This is a genomic window from Kitasatospora sp. NPDC028961 (assembly GCF_055564815.1).
Map to the genome: position 1 here is coordinate 150424 of NZ_JBVHVO010000008.1, position 23708 is coordinate 174131.

The 23708-nt window shown below is 71.9% G+C and carries 19 protein-coding genes; 8 read left to right on the forward strand and 11 right to left on the reverse strand.

What is annotated here, in order from left to right; all coding sequences use genetic code 11:
- Positions 1-86: 86 nt before the first annotated feature.
- A complete protein-coding gene (locus ACZ4UX_RS17555; protein WP_465707297.1) occupies positions 87-1145 on the forward strand; it encodes an endonuclease/exonuclease/phosphatase family protein in 1059 nt (352 codons plus the stop codon).
- 30 nt (positions 1146-1175) lie between these two features.
- Here the strand turns inward: ACZ4UX_RS17555 and ACZ4UX_RS17560 are convergent, their stop codons facing one another.
- Positions 1176-1751 (reverse strand): hypothetical protein, encoded by a 576-nt coding sequence (locus tag ACZ4UX_RS17560; RefSeq protein ID WP_465707298.1) that lies wholly within the window; start codon positions 1749-1751, stop codon positions 1176-1178.
- Positions 1752-1960: 209 nt separating this feature from the next.
- On the opposite strand from ACZ4UX_RS17560, the gene ACZ4UX_RS17565 reads away from it, so the two are divergent.
- Positions 1961-3202, forward strand: a complete 1242-nt coding sequence (locus ACZ4UX_RS17565; RefSeq protein WP_465707299.1) for a GNAT family N-acetyltransferase — start codon at positions 1961-1963, stop codon at positions 3200-3202.
- Between the two features lie 126 nt (positions 3203-3328).
- Here the strand turns inward: ACZ4UX_RS17565 and ACZ4UX_RS17570 are convergent, their stop codons facing one another.
- The 3 genes from ACZ4UX_RS17570 to ACZ4UX_RS17580 form a co-directional block, all read right to left on the reverse strand.
- Positions 3329-4267 carry an aldo/keto reductase gene (locus tag ACZ4UX_RS17570; RefSeq protein WP_380391478.1) on the reverse strand — a complete coding sequence of 313 codons (939 nt, stop codon included), beginning with the start codon at positions 4265-4267 and terminating at the stop codon, positions 3329-3331.
- 152 nt (positions 4268-4419) lie between these two features.
- A complete protein-coding gene (locus ACZ4UX_RS17575; protein ID WP_465707300.1) occupies positions 4420-4857 on the reverse strand; it encodes a GNAT family N-acetyltransferase in 438 nt (145 codons plus the stop codon).
- A gap of 73 nt (positions 4858-4930) precedes the next feature.
- A complete protein-coding gene (locus ACZ4UX_RS17580) occupies positions 4931-5626 on the reverse strand; it encodes a class I SAM-dependent methyltransferase (protein WP_352294792.1) in 696 nt (231 codons plus the stop codon).
- A 359-nt stretch (positions 5627-5985) separates the two neighbouring features.
- Between ACZ4UX_RS17580 and ACZ4UX_RS17585 the strand changes: the two genes are divergently transcribed.
- The gene (locus ACZ4UX_RS17585; protein ID WP_465707301.1) at positions 5986-7164 is read left to right on the forward strand and encodes an ROK family protein; all 1179 of its coding nucleotides are present in this window, start codon (positions 5986-5988) and stop codon (positions 7162-7164) included.
- A gap of 194 nt (positions 7165-7358) precedes the next feature.
- Here the strand turns inward: ACZ4UX_RS17585 and ACZ4UX_RS17590 are convergent, their stop codons facing one another.
- On the reverse strand, positions 7359-8132 hold the full coding sequence (locus ACZ4UX_RS17590; RefSeq protein WP_465707302.1) for a GntR family transcriptional regulator: 774 nt from the start codon (positions 8130-8132) through the stop codon (positions 7359-7361).
- A 284-nt stretch (positions 8133-8416) separates the two neighbouring features.
- On the opposite strand from ACZ4UX_RS17590, the gene ACZ4UX_RS17595 reads away from it, so the two are divergent.
- The gene (locus ACZ4UX_RS17595) at positions 8417-9223 is read left to right on the forward strand and encodes an exodeoxyribonuclease III (protein ID WP_465707303.1); all 807 of its coding nucleotides are present in this window, start codon (positions 8417-8419) and stop codon (positions 9221-9223) included.
- A 73-nt stretch (positions 9224-9296) separates the two neighbouring features.
- On the opposite strand, the gene ACZ4UX_RS17600 is transcribed toward ACZ4UX_RS17595, so the two are convergent.
- The 5 genes from ACZ4UX_RS17600 to ACZ4UX_RS17620 all read right to left on the reverse strand — a co-directional run bounded on the left by ACZ4UX_RS17600 (position 9297) and on the right by ACZ4UX_RS17620 (position 14178).
- Positions 9297-10304: an ArsR/SmtB family transcription factor gene (locus ACZ4UX_RS17600; RefSeq protein WP_465707304.1), complete on the reverse strand. Its 1008-nt coding sequence runs from the start codon at positions 10302-10304 to the stop codon at positions 9297-9299.
- Between the two features lie 57 nt (positions 10305-10361).
- Positions 10362-11306, reverse strand: coding sequence for a chlorinating enzyme (locus ACZ4UX_RS17605; RefSeq protein WP_465707305.1), 945 nt, complete (start codon positions 11304-11306; stop codon positions 10362-10364).
- Between the two features lie 20 nt (positions 11307-11326).
- Entirely contained in the window at positions 11327-11596 is a 270-nt protein-coding gene (locus ACZ4UX_RS17610; protein WP_396486531.1) for a hypothetical protein, read from the reverse strand.
- Between the two features lie 48 nt (positions 11597-11644).
- On the reverse strand, positions 11645-13570 hold the full coding sequence (locus ACZ4UX_RS17615) for a B12-binding domain-containing radical SAM protein (protein ID WP_465707306.1): 1926 nt from the start codon (positions 13568-13570) through the stop codon (positions 11645-11647).
- Positions 13571-13668: 98 nt separating this feature from the next.
- Positions 13669-14178 (reverse strand): phosphopantetheine-binding protein, encoded by a 510-nt coding sequence (locus ACZ4UX_RS17620; RefSeq protein ID WP_329486257.1) that lies wholly within the window; start codon positions 14176-14178, stop codon positions 13669-13671.
- 454 nt (positions 14179-14632) lie between these two features.
- On the opposite strand from ACZ4UX_RS17620, the gene ACZ4UX_RS17625 reads away from it, so the two are divergent.
- Positions 14633-15868 (forward strand): MFS transporter, encoded by a 1236-nt coding sequence (locus tag ACZ4UX_RS17625; RefSeq protein ID WP_465707307.1) that lies wholly within the window; start codon positions 14633-14635, stop codon positions 15866-15868.
- Between the two features lie 153 nt (positions 15869-16021).
- Here ACZ4UX_RS17625 and ACZ4UX_RS17630 read toward each other — a convergent pair whose 3' ends face one another.
- On the reverse strand, positions 16022-16927 hold the full coding sequence (locus ACZ4UX_RS17630; protein ID WP_465707308.1) for a phytanoyl-CoA dioxygenase family protein: 906 nt from the start codon (positions 16925-16927) through the stop codon (positions 16022-16024).
- A 751-nt stretch (positions 16928-17678) separates the two neighbouring features.
- On the opposite strand from ACZ4UX_RS17630, the gene ACZ4UX_RS17635 reads away from it, so the two are divergent.
- The 3 genes from ACZ4UX_RS17635 to ACZ4UX_RS17645 all read left to right on the forward strand — a co-directional run bounded on the left by ACZ4UX_RS17635 (position 17679) and on the right by ACZ4UX_RS17645 (position 23702).
- Positions 17679-20855 carry a non-ribosomal peptide synthetase gene (locus ACZ4UX_RS17635; protein WP_465707309.1) on the forward strand — a complete coding sequence of 1059 codons (3177 nt, stop codon included), beginning with the start codon at positions 17679-17681 and terminating at the stop codon, positions 20853-20855.
- Between the two features lie 299 nt (positions 20856-21154).
- The gene (locus ACZ4UX_RS17640; protein ID WP_465707310.1) at positions 21155-22318 is read left to right on the forward strand and encodes a cytochrome P450; all 1164 of its coding nucleotides are present in this window, start codon (positions 21155-21157) and stop codon (positions 22316-22318) included.
- Positions 22319-22481: 163 nt separating this feature from the next.
- Positions 22482-23702, forward strand: a complete 1221-nt coding sequence (locus tag ACZ4UX_RS17645; protein WP_465707311.1) for an ATP-grasp domain-containing protein — start codon at positions 22482-22484, stop codon at positions 23700-23702.
- Positions 23703-23708: the final 6 nt, after the last annotated feature.

Sequence of the window (23708 nt, forward strand, 5' to 3'; positions counted from 1 at the left end):
GGCCGCGTATCGGCCGGGTATCGTCTCGGTATTGGAATGCGGCCGGGTGAAATCCGGGGCGCCGCCGCCCTGCTACTCTCCGCGCCATGGATTCCGCTCGCCCGCGTTCGCTCGGGCCCCGGTCGCTGGTCGCCGTCACGGCCTGCTGGGGTGTTTTCCTCCTCCTCGACCGCCTGCTGAGCGGCCGCTGGTGGTTCTGGCTGATACCGGACCTCGCGCCGCCGCTGCTCTTCCTGGCGGTGCCGGTGCTGCTGCTGGCCCTGGCGGTGGTCACCCGGCCGTCGCGGCGGTGGCTCGTGCCGGTGGTGGTCGCCCTGCTGCTGGCCGGCCTGCCGCGCACCGGGCTCAACCCCGCGGCGCTGCTGCCCGGCCGGGACCGCGCGCCCGGCCCGGCGTTCACGGTGTTCTCCTGGAACACCGAGTACTGGGACACCACCGACGACCCGGACGCCTTCTACCGCTACCTCCGGAGCAGGGACGCGGACGTCTACCTGCTCCAGGAGTACCTGGCCTGGGTCCAGGAGACGCCGACCCGGATCGACCGGCTCGACCGGATCCGGCAGGAGTTCCCCGGCTACCGGGTGGCGGTGCTCGGCGAGTTGGTCACGCTCTCGCGGTTCCCGGTGCTCGCCACCCCGGCGGTCGGCGCGGCGCTGCCGGCCGGTACGCCGTGGGAGGTGACCTTCGCCAGGAAGAAGGTCCTCCGCACCGATGTGGACGTCCACGGCCGGGCGGTGTCCCTCTACAACGTGCACATCCCGGTCCAGGTGGACACCCGGCAGTCGGTGTTCGGCGGCGACTTCTACCGCACCGTCCGCGCGGCCGACGCCGCACGCCGGGAGCAGTACACGGCACTGGAGTCGGACGCCGCCGCCAACCACCACCCGCTGCTGATCGCCGGGGACTTCAACACCACCCCGGCGATGGGCGACCTGAGCGGCCTGCGCGCCCGCTTCCGCGACGCCCGCTCGGCCTCCGGGGACCTCTACCCGGGCAGTTGGGGCGGCCTGCTGGGCAGCGACCTGTGGCGGCTGGACTGGGCGTTCACCGACCGCCGGGTCGCGGTGGAGCGGTACTCCTTCGCGGACCAGCGGGGGATGTCGGACCACCGGGGGCAGCAGCTGCGTGTGGCGCTGCGGCCGTGACACCGGCCGGGCGGGACGGCCGCCCGGCCGTCAGTCCTTCGGCGCCGGGCCGGAACGGCTCAGGGTGAAGGTGAGGTTGGGCCGCTCGGCCTTCGGTGCGGAGATCCGCATCGTCGTGTAGTCGCCGCCGGTCAGACCGCCCAGGGTCACCGTCGCGGGGACGGCGGCCACGCCGCCGGCCGCGTTCTTCTCCCAGAGCCGGCCCGTGGCGGTGGGGCTCAGCCCGCCCCACGCCGTCCAGACCAGCCCGTCCAGCATCGACGCGCCCTTGTCGCAGGCCAGTTCCAGGGACTTCGGCGAGATGAGCGGCTGCCCGTCGCACCCGTAGACGGAGCCGGGTGCCTCGGACGGCTCCGGCGGCGTCCCGGGGGCCGAGGCGGACGGCACGGCGGCGGGCGGGGACGGGACCGCGGACGTGGCCGTCGGCGTCGGCGTGGGCGTGGCGGGCTCCGTGGGCCGGACCGACGGCGCGGCGGCGGACGGCGCGGCGGCCGTCCCGCTGCTCGAACAGCCGGCGACCGCGAGCAGCAGCGCGAGCGCTCCGACGGCGAGGCCCGCCGTACCGCGCCGCCGCCCCGCGGCCGTTCGTCTGGCCTGACCTGCCATGGTCCCCCCATTTGCCCGGTGCCGGTCGATCCGCACGTCCGGAAGTCCGCCCAGGCTACCGGTCCCTGAACCCCTGTCAGTACCCCGGGGGCGGAACGGCCGCCGCGGGGCCCGTGTCGAAATTCGCTTGCCCCGGCCGCGGGTCGGCGTTCCAATGTGGCCGGGCACCACGAGCCGTGGTGCCGGTGCGCGAGGAGGCGGCGGCGACCATGGAGATCCGTTCCACGACCGACGAGGACCACGACGTCTTCGTCGACACCCTGCTCGCCCCGTTCGGGCTCTTCCGGGAGACCACGGCCGAGGACGGCGGCGGGGCCTGGTGGTCGGCGCTCGAAATGGACCGCGGCCTGCTCGCCGTGTCGGACGACGGGAGGCCCGTCGGCACCGCCGGTGCGTACTCCTTCGAGCTCACCCTGCCCGGCGGGGCGCTCGTCCCGGTCCCCGGGGTGACGGCCGTCGGCGTCCTGCCCTCCCACCGGCGCCGGGGCGTGCTGACCGCGCTGATGCGCCACCAGCTCGCCGGGTTCCGGGCCCGCGGGGAGTTCCTCGCCGTCCTGCTCGCCTCCGAGGCCACGATCTACGGCAGGTTCGGCTACGGACCGGCGACGTACACGGCGCGGCTGACGGTGCCGCACCACCGGGCCGCCCTCGCCGCCCCCCGGGCCCGCCGGGCCGAGGCCGCCACGGCCGACGTGACCGCCCCGGACAGCGGCACGGTCGAGGTGCTGCGGCACGCCGACTGCGGCGAGCTCCTGGAGCAGGTCTACGACCGGTACCGCCGCACCCAGCCCGGCGCGCTGTCCCGGCCGCACCGCTGGTGGGCCCTGCGCGCCGGACAGCCCCCGATCGCGCCGACACCGCGCTACATCGCCCTGCACCGCGACGCCGACGGCGTCCCGGACGGGTACGCCTGCTATGCCAAGGACAAGCCCGACAGCCTGACGGTCGACGAGGTCATCGCCGCCGACGACCTCGTCTTCACCGCCCTGGCCCGCTTCGTCCTCGAACACGACCTGGTCGACCGGGTCGTCTTCAAGCACGTCCCGCCCGACCACCCGCTGCGCTGGCGGCTCACCGACTTCCGTGCCGGCGAGGTGCACCAGGACACCGACTGGCTCTGGGTGCGGCTGCTGGACGTGCCGCGGGCGCTGACCGCGCGCGGCTGGTGCGCGGACGGCGAGCTCGTCCTCGACGTCGAGGACCCGTTCCTCGGCGAGCACGACCGCTATCTGCTGACCGTGCGGAACGGCAGGGCCGACTGCGTCCCGACGGACCGGGAGCCCGACCTGTCCCTGGACGTCCGCGACCTGGGCTCGCTCTACCTCGGCGGCACCGCCCCGAGCACGCTCGTCCGGGCCGGCCACGTCCTCGCCCACCATCCGGGGGCGGCCGCCCGCGCCGACGCCCTCTTCCGGGGCGAGCGCTCCCCGCACTGCCTGCACTGGTTCTGACCGCGCGCCCGCCGGGCGGCCGTACCGCGAACGGCACGGCCACCCGGCGGCCCCGACTGCCCTACCGGCGCCGCCGGGTCCGGCCGGTGGTCAGCGCACGGCCGGTGGTCAGTGCACCGCCGGTGGTCAGAGCGCGGCCTCGTCGAGGCGCCGGCGCTGCTCGGCGGAGAGGGTGACGGCCAGGGCACCCAGCGCCTCGTCCAGTTGGGCGATCCTGCTGACGCCGACCAGCGGCACGATCTGCGGGTCGTGGTCCAGCAGCCAGCTGAGCGCGACCTGGTTCTTGGTCACCCCCAGCTCCTCGGCCACCGCGCCGAGCGCCGCCAGCCGCCTGGGCGTGCCCGGGTGGTCGTAGGCGGCCGGGATCTCGACGTCCTCGCGGGTGTAGCCGCCGGAGAGGATCGGGCTGTAGACCCAGAGCCGGATGTCCCCCTCGGAGCGTACGTAGTCCAGCAGTTCACCGGTCACGTGGACGTGGGCCGAGGAGGGCAGCGGGATGTCGAAGCGGGGCTGGAGGTAGGAGTAGCGGTACTGCATGTGGGTGTACCGGGCCCGGTCCCCCGCGAGCGCCCGGGCCCGCTCGACCCGCCAGACGGCGTGGTTGCTGGCCCCGACCTCGCCGGCCTTCCCGGCGGCCACCAGGTCGGCCAGGGTGTCGACCGTCTCGGCGAGCGGCACCGACCGGTCCTCGATGTGCGTCCAGTAGACCTCGACCCGGTCGGTGCCGAGCCGGCGCAGGCTGCCCTCCAGCGCCGTCCGGACGGCCTTGTCCGAGAGGCCCTCGGCGGTCTCCAGGCCGGTCCCCGGGACGGTCGGTCGGGCCCCGACCTTGGTGCTGATCACCACGCGGTCGCGGGCACCCCGGCTGGCCAGCCAGCGTCCGATCACCTCCTCGCTCTCGTCGCCGGTGGCGCCGTCCAGCCAGAACGCGTAGTTGTTCGCGGTGTCGAGCACGGTGCCGCCCGACTCCACGAAGTGGTCCAGGATCTCGAACGAAGTCCGCTCGTCGACGATCGTGCCGAAGCCCAAGGTGCCGAGGGCGATGGTGCGTTGTGGAATGGCCATAGGTCTTCCCCTCCCGTGTGGTCTGGACCATTCAAGTCGCATCCCGCCCCGCACGCAACAGAGCGCCACCGGATCACCACCCGCCGTCGGCGCGACCGTGGCCCACCCGCGCGACCGGACCGGCGGACGACCAGCTGCGCGGGCGACCGGCCTCAGACGGTCAACGGCTTGGCCCAGCGGGTCCACTGCGGCTGCGGCCGGTAGCCGGCCGTCCGCCAGGTGCGCTGCCCCTCGGCGTTGTCGTCGAGCACCATCGCGTCGGCCCGGCGGCCGCCGAGGGCGGTGAAGCGGTCCTCCGCCGCCGCCAGCAGGGCCGCGCCGATCCCCCGGCGGCGGTACCGCGGGTCGACGGCGAGGCGGTAGAGGTGACAGCGCCACCCGTCCCAGCCGGCGATCACGGTGCCGACGAGGGCCGCCGGATCGCCGGCCGGGGTGGCGACGATCAGGCACTCCGGGTCGCGCGCGAGCAGGGCCGCCACCCCGTCGGCGTCGTCCGTGATGCTCGTCCCCTTGGCGGCGCGCGCCCAGAGCGCGAGCAGGGCGGGGATCTCGTCGGGGGTGGCGGTGCGCAGCACGATGTCGGCGGTCATGCCGGTCTGTCTACCAGGACCTCCGGCCGCGCCGCCGGGAATTCCGCACCGCGGGACCGGCCCCGGCCCCGCCTCAGCGGGCCGGTGCGGCGAGCTCCCAGACGGTGGTGGTCTTGAGCGCGGCGTCCTCCAGGTCCGCCACCACCGGCACCCGGTACGCGGCCAGCTCCGTGAAGTGCCCGCGCGGCAGGTACGCCCGCCCCGGGTCGCCGACGATCACCACCGCGCCGCGCGCCCGGGCCCGCTCCAGGAAGGGCAGGAACCGCGCGGCCATCGCCCGCTCGTAGAAGACGTCCCCGGCCAGCACCACGTCGGCCGGAGCGCCGTCCCCGTCCAGCAGGTCCTCCACCGCGGCCGCCACCCGGACGCCGTTGGCCTCCGCGTTGAGGCCGATGGCCGCCACCGCGTACGCGTCGATCTCGGCGGCGCGCACCGACTCCGCCCCGCGCATCGCCGCCGCGATCGCCACCAGCCCGGACCCGGCCGCCAGGTCCAGCACCGTCCGCCCGGCCACCACCTCGGGGTGGTCGAGCACATAGCGCGCCACCCCGACCCCGCCCGCCCAGGCGAACGCCCAGAACGGCGGCGCCAGCCCCACCTCGCCGCGCGCCGACTCGGTGGTCTCCCAGAGTTCGATGGCGTCGTCGGCCATCCGCAGGCTGATCTCGGGGACGAAGGGCACGGGCGCCGGGCTGGTCGCGTTCCGCACGAACTCCCGGTCGGACAGTGCCGTCGCAGCCGGGCGAGCGTCGTGCGTCTCGTTCAACATGCCCGCAGCATAGAGGCTCCCCGACCGCCCGGAGCGCCACCGGAGCACGCTCCCCGACCGCCCGGCCGGCCCCGGGAGCGGGCCCGCGCGAGCGCCCCGGGACGCGAGGCAACCCCGGGTCACGCACCGCCACCCGATGCGTACCATTTCGATACCGAAGCCGGGATGAGCTGCGGAGATGCTCGCCCGCCGGCCCCGGGCCCGGGTAGCATCCGGCACGTGCCCTCCGGGCCCGGCGCAGGCTGCCCAGCGCTGCCGCGCCGCGTTCCGGGTGGCGGACTCTCGCGGGACATTCGGTGGTCTCCGCGCACTCGGCACCGCGCGCCAGAGCTGTCGCGCGAACGGCGAAGGGCAGCATCTTGGCGGATCGGCTCACCGGAGGAGACTCCTCGCTGCTGCGGCGCATCAATGCGGCGGTCACGCTTCGGGCGCTGCGGGCCGGCCACTCGGTGACCCTCACTCAGCTGGTCGGGGACACCGGGCTGTCCCGGCCCACGGTGGAGGGCGTGATCGAGGGCCTGGTCGAGACCGGCCTGGTCGCCGAGGTGGACCAGCCCCAGAACGGCGGCCAGCCGGGCGGCGGGCGGCGCGGGCGACCGGCCCGCTGGTTCCGGTTCCGCGCCGAGGCCGGACACATCCTCGGCGTCGAGATCGGCGTGCACGACCTGCGGGTCGTGCTGGCCGACCTCACCGGCCAGGTGGTGGGCAGTCACTTCCGCCCGATCGAGGAGACCCTGGACGCGGAGGAGCGGCTGAGCGCCGTCCGCACCGCGGTCGCGGAGGTGCTGCGCAAGGCCGGCGTCTCCCGCGACAACCTGTGGGCGGTCGGCGTCGGCACCCCCGGCATCGTCGACCGCGACGGCACCATCCAGCTCGGCACCGCCATGCCCGGCTGGACCGGCCTGGACCTGGGCGCCCGGCTCCGCCGGTCCTTCCGCTGCCCGGTCATGATCGAGAACGATGCCAACCTGGCCGCCATCGCCGAGCACTGGCAGGGCGCGGCGGTCGGCGCGGACGACGTCGTCTTCGTGATGGCCGGTCTGAGCCCGGGCGCCGGCTCGCTCATCAACGGCCGGCTGCACCGCGGGTACGGCGGCGCGGCCGGCGAGATCGGCGCGCTGCACCTGCTCGGCCAGGAGGTCACCCCCGAGCGGCTGCTCTCCACCACCGGCAAGCCGCTCAATCCGCTGGACGAGGCGGCCGTGGCCCGGGTGCTGAGGCTCGCCCGCGAGGGCGACGAGGTGGCGAAGGTCGCCATGGACCGCTTCCTGACCCGCCTGGTGCAGAGCGTGGCCGCCCTGGTGCTGGCGATCGACCCCCAACTGGTGGTCGTCGGCGGCTGGGCCGCCGGCCTCGACGGCGTGCTGGAGCCACTGCGCGAGCGCCTCGCCCAGTTCACCCTGCGCGCGCCCGAGGTGGCGCTGGCGGCGCTCGGCTCGGAGGTCGTCGCGATGGGTGCCCTGCGGGTGGCGCTGGACCAGGTGGAGGAGCAGCTCTTCGCCGTCGACCCGCCGACCGGCGCCGCCGCCCGGGCCTGAGACACCCGGACTTGGCTCCCGGGCGTGGCTCCCGGTCCTGGCACCTCGGCGTGACACCCGGCCCGGGTGCGGAGCCGGGCGGATCCGCACCCGGCGCCCAGGTCCGACCGGGGGCCGGCGTCGCCGGGAACGACTCAGGCCCGGCTGCCTGCGGGGGCGTCCGGGCCTGGGCCTGAGGGTGTGCGACAGGTGGTTCAGGAGGCGGTGCGCACCTCGGTGCCGGCGCTGACGGGGGTGACCTCCACCAGACCGGTCTCGCCGAAGGTGAGCTTGCAGGTGTCCGCGCGGTAGGTGGAGACGGCCAGCGCGACCAGCCGGCCGGCGGCCGCGTACTGGGTGGTCATCACCAGCACCGGCGAGCCCGGCGGGCGCTCCAGCAGGGCGGCCTGCTCGGCCTCGGCGACGCCCAGCTCGACCGAGCGGGACTCGCCGTCGACCTCCAGGCGCTCCAGCTGGCGCAGCACCGAGCGGGCCCGGTCGCTCTCGGCGCGGAAGCCGGGCAGGTGCGGCAGGGCGGAGGCCGGCACGTGCAGCGACTCGGTGGCGACGTTCTTGCCCTGGACCATCCGGACCCGGCGCACGGTGTGCACGGTGGCGCCCTCGGCGATGCCGAGGCCCTTGGCGAGCTGCGCGGTGGCGGGGGCGGTGGTGCAGTCGACGGTGCGCCAGGCCTGGCTGCGGGCGGTACCCGGCCAGCCCTCCTCGTGGCGGTTGACCGGAACGCCGACCCGGGGGGCGGCGATCAGGGTGCCGATGCCCCGGCGGCGGACCAGCCGGCCCTCCAGCTCCAGCTGGTCGAGCGCCTGGCGCAGGGTGGCCCGGGCGACGCCGAAGCGGGCCGAGAGCTCACGCTCGTTGGGGAGGACCTGCCCGGTGGAGAACTCCGTGTCGATCGCGCGGAGCAGCACCGTGCGCAGGTGCCAGTACTTCGGTTCCGGTACCGCCGTGAGCTGCCCTGTCGTTCCCACCGTGGCCTCCACCCTGCTCTGTCCGCCCTGCCGAAAGGAGGGCGGACCCGGCCCGCTGTCCGCTGTTGCGGCAGGTGGGAGAGCGGGCTTTATCCGTCCTTCTTTATTAAAGGTCTTTGCAGTAAGTGACCCTAGGGGCTGTGTCGGGAGATGGTCAAGACCAATGACGGCGGTTGGTGCCGATGTCGCGCGGATTCATGCCGCGTTCACGACAGGCCGACAAACGGACGGCGCCCCACCGCGTCGGGCGCCGGGCCGGGCACCGGGCTCGGTAGGCTGCCCGGGTGATCGTGGTGACGAGTGTGAACGTGAACGGAATCCGGGCGGCGGCCAAGAAGGGCTTCATCGAGTGGCTGGCGGCCACCGAGGCGGACGTGATCTGCCTGCAGGAGGTGCGCTCCGAGCCCGGGCAGCTGCCCGTGGAACTGCGCGACCTGGAGGGGTGGCACGCGGTCTGGGCACCGTCCTCCGCCAAGGGCCGCGCGGGAGTGGCCGTGCTGTCGCGGCAGCAGCCGGAGCGCACGGTGGTCGGATTCGAATCGGCGGAATTCGACAATTCGGGCAGGTATGTAGAAATCGACCTGCCGGGGCTCACCCTGGCCAGTCTCTATCTCCCCTCCGGTGAAGTCGGCACCGAACGCCAGGAGGAGAAGGAACGCTTCATGGCGGAGTTCCTGGTGCACCTCGGCAAACTCCGCACCCGCGCCGCCGCCGAGGGCCGTGAGGTCGTGGTGTGCGGCGACTGGAACATCGCCCACCGCCCCGAGGACCTCAAGAACTGGAAGGCCAACCAGAAGTCGGCCGGATTCCTCCCCGAGGAGCGCGCCTGGCTCACCCGGGTCTACGAGGAGGCCGGCTACGTCGACGTCGTCCGCCGCCTCCACCCCGACCGCACCGGCCCCTACTCCTGGTGGTCCTACCGCGGCCGCGCCTTCGACAACGACTCGGGCTGGAGGATCGACCTCATCGTGACGACCCCGGGCCTGGCGGAGAAGTGCGTCGAGGCCCGCGTCGAACGAGCGGCCACCCACGCCGAGCGGTGGAGCGACCACGCACCCGTCACCGCGGCGTTCGCCTTCGGCGACGACTGACCCGCGGAGACGGACGGCCGGCGGGTCCGCGTACCCGCCGGCCCGGCGCCGGCGCCGTGACCGCGCGGCCTCCTCAGGGGCCCGCCTCCGCGGCCGCCGGGCCGACCGGTCCGGCCCCGCTGTCGGCCGTGACGAGACGGGCGAGCTCGTCGCCGACCGGCGTGAGCTCGTAGTACACCGCCCGGCCGCTCCGCCGGGTGGTCACGACCCCGGCCTCGCGCAGCGCCGCCAGGTGGGCGGAGACCGTGCCGAGCGAGACACCGAGCACGACCGCCAGTTGGGACGGGGTCGCCGACATCCGCAACTCGGCGACGACACTGGCCCGGCCCCGGCCGAGCAGCCGGGCCACCCCGCCGTCTCCCCGCGAGTCCGCGGCCAGGGCGCCCTTGGCCGGGTACACGAACGCGATCCGCGAGGGCGACTCACAGGTCCACTGGCCGGACAGCCCGGTGTGCGGGACGAAGACGAGGCCGTCGCTCCCGATGTGGCGGTCGGCGTAGTTCTGCGTGGAGAACTGGATCGCGTCGTGACCGACCCACTGGACGCCGGGCGCCATGCCCTCCAGCGCGTGCCGCCACCCGCTGACCGCGATCACGCCCGCCCGGTGGCGGATGTCGCGTTCCATGACGGCCCGGCGCCGCTGCCAGTCCGGCTCCACGAACTGCGCCCAGAGGTCGGTGAAGACGTCCGCGGTGCGGCGGGTGATCCCGTCGACCTCGGCCCAGGCGATCCCGTCGCTGGTCCAGGCGAACCGCTGCGCCTCGGCGAGCATGGCGCGTGCCGCCGGGTCGTCGATCGCGCGCATGGCCGCCAGTTCGTCGGCCAGGCTGCCGGTGAGCCCCCCGGGCGGTGGAATGGCCACGAAGTCGGGCAGGTACTTGGTGGCCGTCACCAGCCGCAGCAGACCGCCGACGAACGGGCCCGCGGTCAGCCAGCGGCCGAACGCCTCGACGCGGGGGCCCGTGACCCTGCGGTCCCACGCCTGCCGCAGCAGGGTGATCTCGCTGAGCGTCTCGGCGAGCGGGGACACGGCGAACCGGCTCGCCTGCAACGCGTCCGGTCCGAAGCGCAAGAGGGTCACGGCGTGACAGCCTACGACGACCGCCGCGATCAAGGGAATCATGCGGCCCCGGGCCGGCTACCCGACGCGCCGCCCGCCGTACCGGCCGCCCTCGGCGATCCTGTTGTGGGCGAAGGTGTCCTCGCCGCTCACCAGCACGGCCGACCACTTCTCCAGGGAGATGGCACCGCCGTACTCCTCGATGTGATCCGTATCCGGGTAGATCCGCACCTTCGTCGGAACGTACCGACAGGCGAACCCCATCCGGTAGCTGTCCTCGGTGCTGTTCGGCAGCGAGGCGTGCATCAGCGTCGACCAGAAGATGACGCTCTGGCCCTTCTTCATCACCAGGGGGACGGCGTCCTCCTCGCTCGGCCGCCAGTCGGGATCGACCTGGAGCTGGCGGTAGTCGTACCCGAAGAACCCGCGCCTGACGCCGTTCTTGACCTCGGAGTTGATGCGCTGCGCGTCGTACTCCATGCGCCGCGTCTCGTCGTAGTTCCGCTCGTGCTGGGTGCCGGGAATGATCTGCAGGCAGCCGTTCTCACGGGTCGAGTCCGTGAAGGCGGTCCACACCGTGAGCGTGCCCGCCCCGAACTCGGTCTCGGACTCTCCGGGCCACAGCAGTTGGGGCTTGCCGCTGGCGTTCGCGAAGGTGTCCGCCTGGTGCCAGTCGGTGCCCTCGTCGCCGGGGTACTTGGGGAAGAACTCGGTGCGCCAGCAGAGCACGTCCGGGCCGAGGATGGACGTCACCCGGTCCACGATCTTCCGGTTCAGCACGTGCCGGGCCAGCACGTCGATGTCGAGGTGGCGGTCGTAGTTGACGATGTTCCCGGCCCCGCTGCCCGCGGCCTCGGGGTACGCGGCCCGCGACCGGTCCAGCGACTCGCGCTGGACCGTCCTCCAGATCCGGTCCATCTCGTCCTCGCCGTAGACGGTCACCGGTCCGAGGAAGCCGCTCCGGTGGAACGACGCCAACTCGTCGGGTGTGAGCGAGAAATCCGTGCGCTCGGAGCTGCTCATGTCCTTCCCCTCCATCGTCTCTACCGCTTCTCCGCCGGCTGCATCTTCGTCACGGCCACGTCGAGCGGCTCGGTGTAGGTCGTCCGGATGTCGAGGGCCACGCCGTAGGTCGCGCCGAGGAACCTGTTCAGCTTCGAGAACAACAGCGAGTAGCCGCCGACGTCGAGGAAGTTGTCCGAGGCCGAGATGGTCCCGTCGTTGAGTTCGCCGCGCAGCCAGTCGACGAGCGCCTCCGCGACGTCCGCGGGGTCCGCCGCGCCGGCCTTGCCGTTGTCCGCTGGGGTTTCCATGGACGCTCCGTCCTGTCGCTGCACTCCGTCACCTGCTGGGAATCGACCTCACCTGCTGGAGATCGACTCGGTCCTGACGCGGCTCAGCGTCGGAAGCACCTCACGGAACCGCAGGACGATGCCCTGGCAGTAGTTCGCGTTGTGCTCCAGACTGCGGCGCGCCATGTAGGGCACCTTCTGCCGGCCCCGGTGGTCGATCCGCACGGTCGTCCCGCCGGCGCCCTCGTCGTTCCCCACCGCCGGTGTCCCGCCGTCCTCGAACACCGCCACCAGCTCGGTCAGGCCCTGCGGCAGGCGCACCTGCACCGCGTAGTCGTCCACGGCCTCCGGCTCGACCTCCCGGAATCCGACGGATGGCAGCCGGAACGGCTCCCGGTAGACGTACGGCCGGACCAGCAGATCCATCTCGAATGCCGTGCGTGCCACCGGATCGGCCCACCACTCCTGGCCGCTCACGAAATCGAAGAGCAACCGGTCGAACTCGTCGCGGTGCGAACTCAGGATCATGTGGGCGGTGATACCGGTGTTCATGAGGTCATAGTTCGCGAGGTTCTCGATCGACCGGGAGATGAAGTCGCATATCTCGCCGTCGCCCTTCTTGAGGTATTCGGCGAACGAGGCGAAGAGGTCCCCGAAGGACACCACGCCCTGCCGGTCGAGGTACCTGGAGACCAGCAGCAGGCCCCGCATGTTGTACAGGCAGTGAATCGCGTAGTAGAGCCAGAACCCGTCCTCGCACTCACGACGGGAAACCCATTTGGTGGCGACCACCACGTCCGCCTCGGCGATCTCGCTGGGCGCGGACTCCACCTGGAGCCCGAACTCCTCCTGCCGGCCGAACATGGGGGTGTTGTTGAGGAGCAGCTGCGGATAGATGATGAGGGTGTCCGCATCGGACCGGCACAGTTTCGTGACGCCCTCCTTGAACGAGGCGTACGATTCCCCCGGGAGCGGCCAGATCAGCTCGACGTACGAGCTGATTCCCTTCTCGCGCAGCGTCCGCTGCAGACTGGTGTACGTCTCCTGCCGGATGTTCTGGCGCTCGACCATCTTGAGGGCTTCGGGGCTCAGGCTCTGCAGGGAGATCGGCTGGGCGGCCATCAGCCCGCCGCGCACGAAGATCTCCGTGATCTCGGCCATGCGGTCCGGCTTGTTCTTCGCCGCCGCCATGTTCACCATCAACGGGAATCCGGTCAGGTTCTTGCGTTCCACCAGGTACTCGCTCAGTTCGACGTCCCGCGGGGCGAGGCCCCAGTTGGCGTCGGCGATGAAGAGCCCGGCGAACCCGTGATCGGTGATCCAGTCGAGCTCGGCCTTGATGCGGTCCACCTCGAACTTGTGCACCTTGTCGTTGGTGGCGGCCCCCCAGTAGCAGAAGCTGCAACGGAACGGGCAGCCCCGGTTCGTCTCCATGATCGCGAAGCTGAATTCGTGCCCGTCGAAGACGCCGGTGAGGAACGGTGACGGGATCTCGGTCAGGCTCTTGACGCGCGGAGCCGCCTCCGTCGTCACCAGCTCGCCGGCCTCCCAGTACGACAGGCCGGGGACGAGGCTCAGGTCGGCCCGGTCGGCCGCCAGTTGGGTGAGCAGCCCGTGGACCGTCAGCTCTCCCTCGCCGTTGCAGACGTAGACCCGGTCGACGGGTTCGGGCAGGTAACGCAGGGCGTTCTTCATCACCTGGGGACCGCCGAGCAGGAAGTGCGCGTCGGGGCGCTTCGAGATCAGTTCACGCAGCAGCCACTGCACCAGCTTCGAGTTCCAGATGTAGCACCCGATGGCGTAGACGTCCGCTTCCCGGGAGAGGAGCTCGCCCAGGATGCGCCCACGGTCCATGGCGGCCGGGAACGAGGCGATCTCGAAGCGGTAGGAAGCCCTGAGCTTCGGGTCGTTCTGCGCGTACGCCTGCATGTATCCGGCGGCAAGCGGAAGCATGTTCTCGTAGGTCGGCAGGTCGACAAACACGACCGACTTCATCGTAGGACCTTTCGCTCGGCGTGCCTCGGGGTCGTTCCCTGTCTCCGCGCGGGCGCCCAGGCCGTGGGGCCGAAGGCCCGCCTGCCGCCCGGTCCGGGTCAGTCGCGCTCGGCGTGCGAGGCCGCGGGGACGTCCGCCGCCCGCTGGTCGACCCAGTGGGCGAGTTCGGAGAGCACCGGGCGCTCGATGAGGTCCCGAAGATTGATCTCGATGAGCCAGGTCCGCCGAATGTGGCCGACGGCCTTGGCCATCAGCAGGGAGTCACCGCCGATGGCGAAGAAGTCGTCCTCGCGACCCACTTCGGATATTCCCAGTACGGTACGCCAGATCTCTGCCAGCCTGGCTTCGGTCGGATTCAAGGTGTCCCTTTTCGCCGGAAGTCTCGCTGTCCACGGGCGGTCCGAGGGAACGCCTTGCCATGACCCTGTGTGGCACCAGGGGAAACCGCCCTGAGCGGTGCGACCTGCCGGAGTGCGGCGGATATGTCCATACCGGACATGCGCCGTGAACCCCCGCAACGCGCGCGTTCTCCTGAGCGGCAGTCGGCCGTGCGACAGCTGGAAACGCACCAATATGTTGCTCCGGTGATCAGAGTCCCCGGTCTTCACTTCGGTGTCAAGAGACGCCCACGGAGCAGAAATTGCCAGTTCTGTACTGGCGTACAAGTCCGGCGGCCGCCGAGATCGGTCCGGATTCGCCGCAATTCGGTGGTCCGCCGGGATCCGGAGCGGTGGCGGCAGTTCCGCTCACGATTCGTCGCGGACGTGGTTTCGTGGCTGGTGACGGGCCTTTCCGGTGGAGCGCCGGCGCCGCCGCCGACCGGTCCGGCGCAGAACGCGTCCGCGGTCGCGGACGGGCGCCGGCCGGACGACGGCGCATCGGGGGTCATGAGTTCCGGACAGGTCGGCGCCATGGGCCGGGCCGGTCCGGCAGCGCCGCCGGCGCGGCCTTCCCGTCGTCGGCTTCCCCCACCGCCGGGACACCGGGCGGTTGTTGCGACTGTTGTCGCAAGGATTCACCCGGCCCCCCACCGGGCTCGATATTGTCCGCGTGACAGATACCGTGACATCAGTTCCAACCCCGACGAAACGCCTCCTGAAGGGCCGGTTCGGCTGGTTCTTCGTGGGCCGGACCGTCGACCTGGCCGGCTCGTCCATGACCACCGTCGCGCTCGCCCTCTCCGTGCTCCAGGCATCCGGCAGGGCGGCCGATCTGGGCATCGTCCTGGCCGCCAACATGATCCCCACTCTCGTGCTCCTGCTCCTGGGCGGCGCGGTCGCCGACCGGGTGAGCCGGCGGACCGTGCTCCTCCTGTCCAACCTCTGCACCGCGGCCGTGATGACCACGATGGCCGTCCTGCTGATCACGGATCGCTACCACCTCGTCGCGTTCGTCGGCCTCGCCCTCGTCGGCGGCGTCGTGAACGCGTTCTCGCAGCCCGCGCTCCGCGGCATCGTGCCCGAACTCGTCGAGCGGCAGGACCTCCAGCGCGCCAACGCGCTCCTGGCCAGCAGCCAGAACACCGTGCGCATCATCGGTCCCATGCTCGCCAGCGTCCTGGTGGCCACGGTCGGCGGCGGGTGGGCCCTCGCGGCCGACGCGGCCTCCTACCTCCTGGCCGCCGCGGCCTTCACGCGCATCCCGGCAGAGAGCCGGCCGCCCGCGGCGCGCGAGCCGCTCTGGCACGACCTCCTCGACGGCTGGGCCACCTTCCGGTCGATGCGCTGGGTGGTGATCATGACCATCTCGTTCGCCCTGGTCAACGCCGCCAACGTCGGGCCGTGGAACGTGCTGGGGGCACAGGTGGTGTCGGGGAACGACGGCGCCATGGGCTGGGGCACCGTGCAGACCGTACGCGCGATCGGGCTCCTGGTGATGAGCGTCGTGGCCGTCAAGGTGGTCCTGCGCCGGCCGCTGCGTGACGGCGCGGTCTGGGGGACCCTGGCGGGCTTACCGCTGCTGGCGGTCGGTCTGACCGGGAACGCGTGGATCGTGTCGGCGGCCGCCTTCGTCGGTGGGCTCGGCCTCACCGTGGCGTCCATCGGCTGGGAGACGACGCTCCAGGCCGCCGTCCCCGCGGAGTCGTTGTCGCGGGTCGCGGCCTACGACGAGCTGCTGTCCTTCGTGGCGATCCCGCTCTCGCAGCTCGCCGTGGGGCCGCTCGCCGCGGCGTACGGGGCGCGGGAGGTCGTACTCGCCTGCGGAGTCGCCTACATCGCCCTGTGCCTGCTGCCGCTGCTGAGCCGGGAAGTCCGTGCCATGCGGGCGGAGGGACAGCCGGCGGCCCCGGCCTCGTAGCGTCCCGGACGCACGGGGACGAGTGGCCCGACCACCCGTCAACCGCCCTCCTGCGCGCGGACATCGACCCGCAGGAGGGCGCCCGGACGGTCCGGGGAGGATCCGGCGCCGCCGGACACCGCCTCGACCGACTCCTGTGTCACAGAGGCGGGTTCACCGCTTGACGGTGCCTTCGTGGAGCCGGTCGATCATCCGGTGGGTGGCGTCGAGCGGCGTCTCCGGATCGGCGGCTTCGTCGGAGTTCCTGGCGTTGCGGGCCGCGATCTCCTCGCCCCAGCTCTCCATGCCCGCGAACGGGATCGTCTCCTCCGCGACATAGGAGGGATACCGCCGGTAGCTGTTGATTCCGGCGACGGGCTCGCCCCGCACCAGGAGCGGATTCAGATAGAGGCCGTCGCTGGTGATCCTGGTGGTCGCCGGAATGTATCCGATGTCCAGCCCGCAGCGGCGGCGCGGCGAGGTGTTCGGCCCCGAGCAGTGCAGGATGTTCGGGTGGTGGATCTCGACGTCGCCCGGGTCGAGTTCGATGTCCACGACACCGTTGCGCTCCGACCACTCCCGCACCAGCTCCTCCTCGGAGACCGAGAACAGCATGTTCGGCGAGTCGACCGAGCGGACCGGCGCGTGGAGCGGCATGCGATGGCTGCCGGGGATGACCCGCAGACAGCCGTTCTCGGTGGTGCACCGGTCGACGGCCAGCCAGACGGTGAGTGCGCGCATCGGGTCGAGGTTCCAGTAGGAACCGTCCTGGTGCCAGAGCACCGGCTGGCCGTCCTGGGGGGGCTTGCAGATGTAGTGCGCCGTGAAGCACGCGACGTCCGGGCCGAGGAAGAATTCGGCGATATCCACCAGACGGGGGTCGGAGACGAGTCTCACCCAGAATGCGTCATTGCGTATCAGCGGATGGTGGAGATGTTCCGGGCGGAGGTCCGGATAGCGATCGGTGAGCCAGCCGACATGGGCCCTGATCTCCTCCAGCAAATCCTTCGGAATGACGTCGCGGATAATGCTGAAGCCCTGCTCCTCGTACTCCGCGCGGACGCTCTCTGGGACGTTCAATGCGACCCCCTAATCGCGACTTCCGTGGCCGCGCCAGTCTCGCACCAAGCCAGGGCGTGTACAAGCTCCCGACGGGTCCGGGCTGCGCGCAGAGCGCTTCCGGGCTTTCGCTTCGGGGTGACGCCACGGCACGGCCGGGGCATTCGCCGGGCCCGGCGATGAGGTCGTCGATCAACGTCGGGCCGGTGATGGATCTTCTTCGGCCGGGGGCGGCGACTACGGCGGGAGTTCGGGCGGTGACGCCGGCGGGGCCACCCGGCCCGTCCGCCGAACGATCCACGCACGCTTCGTCAATTTGTCATGGTGCGAGGACAGTTGGGCGGGAGTGTGACCGCGGCCGCGCGACCGTCATCGCGGCGGGATCGTGCCTGGTGACCGTAGCAGTGGGGGGCCGTATCACCATGTGATGGAAGGTCCGAGGGGGGGATAGGAGAACGGATGCCGGTCGACAACGAATCTCGGCCAGTATGAGGCCGGACAAGTCCCGTTCGCGTTCCCCCTTTCGTGTTCCTGACCGGCCAGCACAGCGGGGAGCGCGTGGCGGGCGTGACTGCGGTGACAGCCCGGAACTCGAGCAAAGCCGCTGGCACCAGGCTGGTGGAGTGTTCCGTGTGTTCTCCTGACCGGAATCATTCGTTGACCACTCGAACCGATCGTCATCGTGTGCGACTCTCCAACGGCGGGCGATCCGCCCGGTGGGGACACGGGGAACCGCTGACGGTGTCCGAGAACGCACCGAAGAGGAGCAGTATTGAACGACATCGCGCCGTTGGCCGAGCCGGAGCAGTCAGGACCCCTGCGACGGCCGGATCCGCTGCCGGTCTCCTCCGGCCAGTTCCGCCTCTGGTTCCTCGACCGGGTGCACGGCACCACGTCGACCCACCAGATCCCGCTCGTCCTGCGGCTCCACGGCGCCCTGGACCGGGCCGCGCTCGAAGCGGCCCTGACCGACGTCGTCCTGCGTCACGAGAGCCTGCGCACCGTGATCGTGCCCGTGGCGGGGGTGCCGGTCCAACGCGTGCTTGCGGACGCCCGCCCGGTCTTCGACACCCGCACCGTCGCACCCTCCGCCCTGGAGCGGGAGGTCGCCGCCGCGGCGGCGCACACCTTCGACCTCGCGACGGAGATACCCGTCCGCGCCGGCCTGTTCCGGATCGCCGCGGACGACCACGTCCTGGTGCTGACACTGCACCGCACGGCCTGCGACGGCGGGTCGATGGCCCCGCTCGGCCGCGATCTCACCCTGGCGTACGAGGCACGGTGCCGGGGCACCGCCCCGGTCTGGGCGAAGCCGCCCGTGCAGTACGCCGACCACGTGCTGCGGCAACTGCGGCGCCTCGGTGACGCGTCGGATCCGCACAGCCTCGCGGCGCGGCAACTGGCCTTCTGGCGGACGACGTTGTCAGGGCTGGGCGGCGAGATCGGGCTGCCGTTCGACCGCCCGCGTCCGGCGACGCCGAGTCGCGGCGAGGACTCGGTGCGCTTCGAGGTCTCCCCCGAGGAGCACGCACGGCTGGTCGAGCTGTCGCACCGTACCGGGACGACGATGTTCATGATCGTCCAGGCCGCGCTGGCCGTGCTCCTCAGCCGGCTCACCGGCGACGTGGACGTGCCGATCGGCACGCTCACCCCGGGGCGCCCCGACGAGGCGTCGGAAGGCGTCGTCGGACTCGTGGCGAACACGGTCGTGCTGCGCACCGGTCTCGCGGGAAACCCCACCTTCGCGGAGTTGCTCGACCGGGTTCGTGAGGTCGACCTGGCCGCCTTCGCGCACCAGGACGTGCCGTTCGAGCACGTCGTGCGGGCCGTCGATCCGGCACGGGTCCCGGGCCGGAACCCGCTGTGCCAGGTCCTCGTGACCGCCGGAGCCCGCGCGGTCGAGTGGCGGCCGGCCGGGCTGCGCACGACCGCGGACGTGCCCGACCTCGGAGCGCCCGGGTTCGGAGCGTCCGGGTTCGACCTGCACCTGAACGTCGACGCACGCCACGGGCCGGACGGGACGGCGGCAGGCCTCGTCTGCGACCTGCGGTTCGACACCGACCTGTTCGACCGCGCGAGCGCCGAGACGATCGCGGCCCGGCTGGTCCGCGTGCTCACGGCCATGGCGGCCGACGCCAACCGGACCATCGGCGCCGTCACCATCCTCTCCGCGACCGAGCTCTCGAACGTCCTCACCGCCTGGAACGACACGGCGAGGGACGTGGCGCAGAGCGCGCTGCCCGAACTGCTGGAGGCGCGGGCCGCCGCGACCCCGGACGCGGTGGCGGTGCGGTGCGGGGATTCGGCACTGACCTACGGCGAGCTGAACGCGCGGGCGAACCGGGTCGCCCGTCACCTGGCCGGCCGCGGCATCGGGCCGGAGTCGGTCGTCGCGTTGTCGATGGCCCGGTCGGTGGACCTGATCGTCGCGGTGTGGGGCACGCTGAAGGCCGGCGCGGCCTACTGTCCCGTCGATCCGGAGTACCCGCCGGAGCGGGTGGCGTTCATGCTCAAGGACAGCGATCCCCAACTCGTGCTGACCGGACCGGTCGACGAGCAGGGCATGGCCGACGGCAACCTGACGGACGCGGACCGGGTCACGCCGTTGCTGCCGGCCCACCCCTGCTACATGATCTACACCTCGGGGTCGACCGGGCTGCCGAAGGCGGTGGTGATGCCCGGCTCCGCCCTGGTGAACCTCATCAGGTGGTACGAGCGGGTGTCCGCGACGTCGGACGGCGCGGCCACCCACCGGATCGCCAACTTCTCGTCGATCAGCTTCGACGTGGCGCTGGTGGAGATCCTGATCGCCACGGTGCGCGGCGGCTGCGTCGAGCTCCCGGACGAGGAGACCCGCCGGGACCTCGACAAGCTGGTGACGTGGCTGGAGAAGAGCGAGGTCGACGAGGTCTTCGTGCCCAACCTCGTCCTCGCCGCGATCGTCGACATCAGTCAGGCCGCCGGGACCGAACTGCCCCGGTTGCGGCACGTGATCCAGGGCGGTGAGAGCCTGGCGCTGACCCCCGAACTGGCGGCGTTCCACCGCGCCGTGCCGGACCGCCGGCTGGCCAACTACTACGGCCCCACCGAAACCCATGTGGCCACCTCGTTCGCCCTGCCCGCCGACCCCGACGACTGGCCGGACGAGGCGCCGATCGGCCGACCGGTCGACAACATGCGGACCTACGTCCTCGACCGGTGGCTCCAGCCGGTACCGCCGGGCGTCGCCGGCGAGTTGTACATCGCGGGGGTGCAGCTGGCCCGCGGGTACCTCAACCGGCCCGGCCTCACCGCCGACCGGTACGTCGCCGATCCCTTCGGCCCGCCGGGCAGCCGGATGTACCGGACCGGGGACGTGGTGCGCTGGCGCGCCGACGGGCAGCTCGTGTTCATGGGCCGGGTGGACGACCAGCTGAAGGTCCGGGGCTTCCGCATCGAGCTCGGCGAGATCGAGGCCGTGCTGCGCGGCCACGACGAGGTGGTCCAGGTCGCCGTGCTCGCGGTCAACAAGCACACCCCGGCCACCCGCCTGGTCGCCTACGTCGTGCCCGCGACCGAGGCGCTGACGCCGACCGCCCTGCGTCGACACGCGGCCGAGTCGCTGCCGCTCCACATGGTGCCCACCGGATTCCGGATGGTCGAGGCCCTGCCGTTGACTCCCAACGGCAAGCTCGACCGGAAGGCGCTGCCGGCGCTGACCGAGGAGTCCGCCGGCCGGCCGCCGGCCGAAGGGGCGGAGCAGACCGTCTGCGACGTGTTCGCCGAGGTGCTGGGAGTGCCGGTGGCCGACGTCCACCAGAACTTCTTCGCACGGGGCGGCCATTCACTCGGCATGGTACGGGTCGCGCACGACATTCACGGGCGGCTCGGTGTCGACCTGCCGCTCCGTGACGTGTTCGAGCACCCGACGCCTGCCGGACTTGTGCAACTGCTCGCCGAACGGGGGTGACGTCCATGTCCTACAACCACTGAGACACCGCGGCGCTCGGTGCGGACCTGCCACGCGGGGCCGCGTCCGAGCACCCGCCACCTGCCCGGCTCGTGCCACTGCTCGCGGAACGGGGGTGACGTCCATGTCGTACAACCACTGAGACACGGCGGAGGACCGGTGAGCTACGCCCGGTCCCCGGGTCGAGTGATCCCGCAGTGAGAACAAGGAATTCGTGAAAGACACCGGACGCACGCCGCCCCGCGTCGAACGCGCGGCGGCGTGCGTTCTCCACCCCGATGACACGAAGGCGGAGCCTGGTGACCCCCACCCCGACCTACGATCCGCTGTCCCCGGCCATGCTCAGGGATCCCTATCCGACCTACACCAGGATGCTTGAGGAGCAGCCCGTCCACTGGCATGCCGGCATGCGCGCGTGGGTGGTCGTCCGGCACGCGGACTGCGTGCGCGTGCTCCGCGAGCACGCGACCTTCGCGCGGGACCCCAGCCGGGTCGGGGAGAAGATCCCGGACTTCCGCCAGAACGTGCAGATGATGGACCCGCCGGAGCAGAACCCGCTGCGCCAGCTCCTGGTGAGCGCGATGCGCTCGCAGGACAAGGACCGGCTGTTCCGCGAGGCGGTCGACTTCGTGCGCGGGCGACTGGCCGCCCAGCGGCCGGGCGAGCCGTTCGACCTGATGGCGGACGTGTCCGCGCCCTTCGCCCTGCACATCTCCGCGGCCCTGCTCGGCGTCCCCGAACCCGACGACGCGGACTACGCGGAGATCTCGCACGGCATCGCGCTCCGGATGGATTCGGGCCTCGCGCCGGAGAACATCCCGCAGGGAGATGCCGCGCGCAAGCGCCTGAACGACCTCGGCGAGAGCTGGTTCCCGCGCCCCGAGGGCGACAACGGCCTGATCGCGAACCTCATCCGGCGGGCGGACAAGGAGTTCTCCGGCAGCCACTACATCCGGAACTCGGCCGCCATGATGTTCAACGCCAGCTACGGGACGATCTTCGCCATGGTCGGCAACGCGGCACACCTGCTGGCGACCGTGCCCGACCTGCTGGCGGAGCTGTCCCGCCCGTCCCGCTCGGCGACCGGCGTCGACGAGCTGATCCGGTACGACGGGCCGGCGCAGGGAACCAGCAGGATCGCGGTCGCGGACACCCTGATCGAGGGCACCCGCATCGCGGCGGGCGACAACGTGGTGACGCTGCTCGCCGCCGCCAACCGCGACCCCCGGGTCTTCGCCGACCCGCAGGACATCGACCTGGACCGCCGGCCGAACCCGCACCTGGGCTTCGGCTCGGGGCCGCACGCCTGCTTCGGCTCCGAGTTCGGCAAGCTGAGCGTCACCGCGGTGATCAACGCGCTGAGCGACGAGGGCGTACGGCTGCGCCTCGCGGCGGAGCCCACCCGCCGCACCACCGCCACCGTGCGGAGCCTGGACACCCTTCCGGTGTACCTCGATCGCTGAGCAGCGCAGGCAGCACAGCGCAGGCAGCACAGCGCAGGCAGCGCAGGCAGCGCAGAGCAGCGCAGCGCCGGACAGACCAGCACCGCGCAGCACCGCGCAGCACCGGGCAGCGCGGACCGGAGCTGAGCAGACACATCCGTCGAACCGAGGGATCTGGTACAAGGTGAACGTCGTTCTTCTAGGTGCGGAACAAGAAGCGATCGAGGAGCTGGCCCGCCTCGGCCACACCGTCACGGTGCTGTACGTGGCGCACGACCGCGTGGTGATGGAGGCCTGCCGGGACCTGATCGCGCACCGCGCGTTCCTCCCCTCCTTCGACCGGCCGGAACTCGCCTGGGCCGCCCTGATCCACCTCGGTGTCGCCGACCAGGTCGACGTCGTCGTCTCGGGCCACGAGTTCGCGGTGACCACCGCCGCCATCCTGAACGACATCCTCGGGTGCCGGAAGCCGATGGACGCCCGGGTGGCGCTCGCCGGTCGCGACAAGCCGCTGCAGAAGACCCTCTGGCAGCGGCACGGCGTACCGACGGCGCGGTTCGTGGTGTTCCCCGAGCGGCCGACCTCGGTGGCCGGGTTCCGCGACGCGCTCGGCGAGCTCGCTCCCCCCTACATCGTCAAGCCGACGGCCGACGGCGGCGCCCATCTCGTCTTCCGGGCGGAAACCGCCGAGGAGTTGTTCGACCGGCTGACCGCCACACCGGAACTCGACGCGTTCATGGTGGAGGAGTGGCAGGCGGGGGACGAGTGGCACTTCGACGGCGTCGTCGTCGACGGCCGGATCGAGACCTTCATGGTGTCGCGCGACGTGAACCCGTGCATCGAGGCGAAGAACGGGAACCCGTTCCGTTCGATCGCCCTCCCACCCAAGGCGTACCCGGAACTTTACGAGGAGGCCCGTGCCTTCGCCGAACGCTGCCGGTCGGCGCTCGGCGGCCGCAACACCGTCTTCCACCTCGAAGTGTTCGGTGGCCCGGGCCGGTTCGTCGCCGGCGAGCTCGCCTGGCGCCCGGCCGGCGGCCTGGTCAGCATCAGCGCACAGCACACCGTCGGGGTCAGCCTGTGGGCGGCACACGCCCTCGTCCACATCGACGCGCCCGTGCCGGCGCCCGCGTTCGAACCCACCGGCGTCATGGGCTTCGTGTGCCTGCCGGTCAAGTCCGGTTTCCGCAACGGTGTGACGCAGGAGGACCTGGAGAGCCTGCCCGGGGTGCGTCACGTCCGGATGAAGGCGCCGGTGGGCGAGGTCATGAAGGAGCTCAAGACCACTTCGATCGCCGTCGCCTGGGCCCTCGTCGAGGGGGACGACGTCGATCACTGCGCGAAGCGCATGGACGAGGCCATCCGGCTGGTCACCGAGCTGCACGAGGCGAAGAGCCTGCCGTAGGCCGGC